The sequence below is a fragment of the Mesorhizobium sp. M7A.F.Ca.MR.362.00.0.0 genome (assembly GCF_004023175.1).
Classification (GTDB): Bacteria; Pseudomonadota; Alphaproteobacteria; order Rhizobiales; family Rhizobiaceae; genus Mesorhizobium.
The window spans coordinates 1-5,118 of sequence record NZ_RZTF01000436.1; the positions used below are offsets into that span (position 1 = coordinate 1).

Annotated in this window: 5 protein-coding genes; 2 read left to right on the forward strand and 3 right to left on the reverse strand. The window is 55.2% G+C overall.

Annotated elements, in window-relative coordinates; all coding sequences use genetic code 11:
- Nucleotides 1-515 (reverse strand): peptidoglycan-binding protein (locus tag EOC06_RS32295; protein WP_206631299.1); only part of this gene is annotated, 515 nt, incomplete at its 3' end.
- A 361-nt stretch (nt 516-876) separates the two neighbouring features.
- On the reverse strand, nt 877-1,275 hold the full coding sequence (locus EOC06_RS32300) for a hypothetical protein (protein WP_245470283.1): 399 nt from the start codon (nt 1,273-1,275) through the stop codon (nt 877-879).
- A 156-nt stretch (nt 1,276-1,431) separates the two neighbouring features.
- Here EOC06_RS32300 and EOC06_RS32305 point away from each other — a divergent pair, with 156 nt between their 5' ends.
- Nucleotides 1,432-3,333 carry an ATP-dependent endonuclease gene (locus EOC06_RS32305; protein WP_128309696.1) on the forward strand — a complete coding sequence of 634 codons (1,902 nt, stop codon included), beginning with the start codon at nt 1,432-1,434 and terminating at the stop codon, nt 3,331-3,333.
- Nucleotides 3,334-3,584: 251 nt separating this feature from the next.
- Nucleotides 3,585-4,289: a hypothetical protein gene (locus tag EOC06_RS32310; protein ID WP_128309697.1), complete on the forward strand. Its 705-nt coding sequence runs from the start codon at nt 3,585-3,587 to the stop codon at nt 4,287-4,289.
- A gap of 243 nt (nt 4,290-4,532) precedes the next feature.
- On the opposite strand, the gene EOC06_RS32315 is transcribed toward EOC06_RS32310, so the two are convergent.
- Nucleotides 4,533-5,048 carry a MarR family winged helix-turn-helix transcriptional regulator gene (locus EOC06_RS32315; RefSeq protein ID WP_008875359.1) on the reverse strand — a complete coding sequence of 172 codons (516 nt, stop codon included), beginning with the start codon at nt 5,046-5,048 and terminating at the stop codon, nt 4,533-4,535.
- Between the last annotated feature and the right edge of the window lie 70 nt (nt 5,049-5,118).

Genomic DNA, 5,118 nt, shown 5'->3' on the forward strand with positions numbered 1-5,118 from the left:
GTCTGCAGCTGGCCGAGCCGGATCTGCGCCGAAACGTTCATCGCCGCATAGGTGTATTTGCCGAGCGCACCATCGGCAGGCAGGCCATGGCGCAGCTGGAAACGCTTGACCGCCGAGTCGACATAGGAATCGAAGGCCGTCGAAATGCCGGCGCTCTGCGACAGGTCGCCCGCAACCATCAGGCGCTTACGCAATGGCACCACATCGGGATCATCGACGCCGAGCTGCAGTTTCTTGGTCGCGGGAACGTCGACCCAGCCACCCTGCCCGACAATGTTCTGGTATTGCCCGACCGCCTGCTCCGTGAAGGCGACGGTCTGCGGGCTGAAGATCGGCAGCGTCGAGGCCACCTTGCCGCCCTCGCTGGCGCGAGCATCGAACTGGTCGTCCCAATTGCCGCGCGCTGAGGATTTCAGGATGTCACCGATCACATCCTGCGCATTGGCGCCGCCGGCGACCACTGCGGCTGCGAGGGCGGAGGCTCCGGAGAGGAAAAAACGACGGCTGGTTCTCATGGACGTTCCAGACATTTGTAGCAGTTCGATCACTTGCTGCGTTGATCACCGGGCGATCTCGCCCGCACTCTAAAATTGGCAATCTTAACAATTAGCCAACCATGGTCCGTATCACCTTGGTGTGACAGAGCCAGGCGCGATACGGGTTGCGGGTGAACGCATGGTCTTCACCACAGCATCACTGCCACTCTCGGTTCCATTGGAATATGGCGGCAACGTGGCCTTGGCCCGCGATTTGCATCGGGCGACGCAGCGAAATGAAAAGGCCCGTGCTTTTTCGGTATCGATCGGCGTCCTTGGTCGCGTCAAGCAGGCGGCGGTTCGGCCGCTCCACGAGACGCGCTGCCTATCTTACGATCTCTCAGCGTGGGGGTTCAACGTTTGCGTCCGGACCTGGCTTTGCCTTCAATTCCGAACATCGTTGCAACACTTGATGCTGGGGATAGCGCAGGACTTTGTTGTCCTCCAGTTTGAGCAGCAGCTCCCGTCTTTTGTCTGTGCTCTCACCGTCCGTACACGTCATGTCCAGGATGACGACATCCAGGCGGTTGATCTTCTGAACCTTGTCCAACGTGCAGCGGACCTCCCACATCTCCATTGCGTTGTCGGTTAACGTCACGATCGAGTCATTGTTGTCACAGGGCTCGCTGCCTTCCCCGGCGAAAGAATCCTTCCACCATTCCTCGGCAAAAGCCGTTTGCGAGACCAACAAAAGCACTGCGGCAACCGAGCAAATCTTCCAGCGTTTTTCCTCACCCATCACGCACCTCCCAAGCCGTGACATTAGGCACTGCTGCAGCGAAAGCAAACCTGGCAGGATCGTGCCGACCGGGCGCCGGGGCTTTGGGCAGGAAAAGAAAAGGCCGGTGCTTTCGGCACCGGCCCGCGGCATTGCAGCACTAAATTAGGACGTGTAATGGTCGAAGTAGTTAGGGGGATTTCTGTGGTACAATTTCCGATAATCATTAAAACTACCATTGGCGTTGGCGAGCAATCCTTCGAGCGTTCTGTCACGCTTCACAACGGCTTCACAGCAATCATTGGACCCAACGGCTCGGGTAAAACACACCTGTTGCGTGCGATGCCTGGTCCGCTGGGCTCGCATGTATCCGGCAAGAGGGTTCGATTCATATCGGCCGGGCGCATCGGGATGATGGAACAATTTCGTTCCGATTTCGACGGCCATCGCAGTGGCTCCCCAAGATACGACCAAGCCACGCACGGCACCTTGGAAGATACGCTGCGTCGTCACCAGATAGAAACCTTAGAGGGCGGATTTCAAACTCTCGCTGTGCGACCCGACATTCTGATCAAAATAGGCGAACGGCTCAGAAAACTGTTTAGACGAGACATTAGGATAGGTTGGCCTGGGGGTAGCCTGAAGATCAATTTTGTAAGCACAGCCATTGGTAAAAAAGCGTACTCCTCAGCCAGGGAAGCGTCGGGACTGGTTCATCTGGCCGGGCTTTTGGCGGCGATTTATGATGAAGAGGTTGGCGCCCTCTTGATTGACGAGCCCGAGGTGTCACTGCACCCACAACTTCAAGCATTCTTGCTTCGCGAAATGCTATCCGTAGCCGGCATACCAGAGAACGGAAGCAACAAAAAAATCATCGTCATTTGCACGCACTCGACTGAGTTTCTGAGGGTAGAGGCCCCTGCGGACCTGTCGAGCATTGTTCTCTGTGAGGACGTCGAAAAGCAACCGATTCAGATCACGCCCGATTCCGAAGTACTAAGGAGCAATAAGGTAGCCGAGCTCATAGCCAGAATGGGGCAAGAGCATAAGCTGTCCTTCTTCTCTCGCACCCCGCTTCTTGTAGAAGGACCTTCCGACACAATCGTTTCTGCCGGCCTTTGTAGCTTGCTGGGTATCCATGTCGAGGCGGGTGGCTCCCAGCTGCTGCCAGTTATCGGGAAAGGCGAATTTCCGGCTGTTATAAAGCTGATGAGACTTCTAGGGAAAAGCCCGTTGCTGATGGCAGACGCCGATGCGTTCGCGGACGGAGTCGATGTGATCAACCTGTTTCTGAACACCGCAACAGCTAATAGTCGTGCTGTCGAACTAGGAGCTTCAGGTGCAACGAACCTAGGAAGCGCCATTTACAACGATTTTTGTAAGGCCGTGGATTCGGAATGGGCGTTGATCCAGCCTCTCGCTGAGCAGACTACCTATTGGTTGAGGCGGGACAAAGGGAAGGATGAGAAGGAGGCGAAGCGTCGCGCTGCATTCGTTTCATTGATGTCGCGCAATGACTCTGTTGTCAAAGCTCTCGGTGGCATTTGGTTCGATTTGAGGAAACGAACTTCGGCTCTTCTTGCCCTTTTGGAGGAGGAAGGCTGCTTTATCCTCAGAAGGGGTACCATTGAAGATTACTATTTTCACGCAGATCCGAGTACTGTCTCTGCGAAACCAGCGGAAGCCGCAGCCGCGCTTGCAGCCTTTACTGGGGTGGGAGTTTTGTATATCGAAACGCAATTCGACGATGTGATCCGCTGTCTTCGGAAAGCTGCGGCGACAGAAGAGATCAACGAAGCTGAGGCGCTCCGTGACATATTGCTAGCGGTAGCTGCGCCAGCCTTCGCTCGCGTGCGGGAAGGGGATGTAAACATCGACCTAAATGGCCTCGCTGAAGGCGCGGTCGAGGGTAAAGCCGACCTGTTCGATCTGAAGAATGTCGATGGAAAACTTGTTATCGAACTGCGTAGTCAAGTGCTCGATAAATCTGGATTTCCAATCACTATTGCGGCCGAAGACGATGTAGTGAAGACGATTTCACGCGCCTTGGGCTTGGCCTCTAAGGTTGCTAAGTCATAGCGTACCGTCGTGATCCGCGACCTTACGTGCGAACCCAAAACAATCGGCCGACGAGCCGGGGCAGACTGAGCAGGCGCTTGCCTATTTTCGCGCAAAATTCTGCCCGCTGAAGCCATAGCCGAAACAACGACCAGCCAAACGGGGAAAAGGACGTTTGGTATGAATAGAGAACAAATTCTTGCGTAGAGCACTATTGAACGATTGTATCCATCGACACTGTATCTATATTTTCTGCGGCACAGGGGGGATCAATGAACCTAAGTGGCCTTGATGAAGACGACGAAATTGCGTTTACGCAACTCGTTGAACGATTCAACGGCGAGCTAGCTCAACAGCTGCACGACGCTGAAGACCGCGAGGATACGCGCCACTACCACATCGACTACATTAACAATGTTCTCGCTGCAGCGAGAGGTTTTGAGATTGAAGCCTTCTCATCGTGGGAGCTTCCCACCTACGACGATGCCTACGCTCAGTACCGGCTGTTTTCGTACTTCGTCAAAAGCTACGTGATGCAAACACATATTCGAAAGCAGCGGGTCATAAAGACGTATTCCGTCAGCCTTGCGATCGAGGACAAGGAACGCATCCACCATCTCATCAACGGTATCAGAGAAATTTTGACCAAAGCAGATATCGACGAAAAGAAGCGCAACTCGCTCTTCGATAAATTGAATGCGTTAGCTGCCGATGTTGACCGTGCCAGAACCCAATTTCAGAACCTTATGCTGGCGGGGCTGGAGGTAGCACATCTGGGAGACGCTCTCGGCAAGACGCTAAATCCGGTCAACGAGCTTCTGGACCGAATTAAAGGGATCATCGCCAGAGTGAAAGGCGAGGAGCCCGAGCCGTTCAAATTGCCGTCGCCGCAGAAGCGTATCGAACCCCCAAAGAAGCAGATCGAAGGGCCGAAGGGAAAGATTGATCGGTCTTTGGACGACGAGATACCCTTTTAGTCGTGACAAGTGGTTTTGCCATCCCGCCCTCCCAGGAGCCAATGGCGCGCCTCCGCCCAGCCCTGCTGGCAAAGGAATTAGCTTTTCAGTGAGTCGCAGATTGAATGTGTGATTTGGGCATTTCCAGACTCGTTGCCTCCACAAACTCAAAAGAAAAGGCCGATGCCTCTCGGCACCGGCCCTGACTGAAGGTCGATATTTCGGCCGCGTTTCTGTGGCGCGGGCCGGATCCGATGCGGCGCCTTACATCCGGTAGGCGATGGTGTCGTTCCAGAAGCGGTCGAGCCGCTGCAAAGCACGGTTCATCTGCTTGAACTCGTCGGTGTTGATGCCGCCGACCTGCTCGATCGAGCCGACATGACGCTCGTAGAGGCCGGCAACGACTTCCGCCACCTCGTTGCCCTTCGGCGTCAGCGAGACACGGACCGAACGGCGGTCGATGCGCGAGCGCTGGTGATTGATGAAGCCGAGATCGACCAGCTTCTTCAGATTGTAGGAGACGTTCGAGCCGAGATAATAGCCACGCGAGCGCAACTCGCCGGCGGTCAGTTCGGAATTGCCGATGTTGAACAGCAGCAGCGCCTGGATGGCATTGATGTCGGAACGGCCGTTGCGGTCGAATTCGTCCTTGATCACATCAAGCAGGCGGCGGTGCAGCCGCTCAACAAGCTGCAGCGATTCCATGTACAGGGAACGGATAGCCTCGCGGCGATCGTCGGATACGTTGGCGGTCTTCGCCGCCGGACGCGAATTGATCATTGTCTTTGCCTCTCGTTTGTCGCCCTGGTGATTTTTTGTTTTTCACCTTGATCGCGACACTATCGAATAC

What these genes read in the sequence shown, in the direction of transcription:
- EOC06_RS32300 (WP_245470283.1), bottom strand. Translation starts at nt 1,275, where the DNA reads ATGGGTGAGGAAAAACGCTGGAAGATTTGCTCGGTTGCCGCAGTGCTT.
- EOC06_RS32305 (WP_128309696.1), top strand. Translation starts at nt 1,432, where the DNA reads ATGGTCGAAGTAGTTAGGGGGATTTCTGTGGTACAATTTCCGATAATC.
- EOC06_RS32315 (WP_008875359.1), bottom strand. Translation starts at nt 5,048, where the DNA reads ATGATCAATTCGCGTCCGGCGGCGAAGACCGCCAACGTATCCGACGAT.
- EOC06_RS32310 (WP_128309697.1), top strand. Translation starts at nt 3,585, where the DNA reads ATGAACCTAAGTGGCCTTGATGAAGACGACGAAATTGCGTTTACGCAA.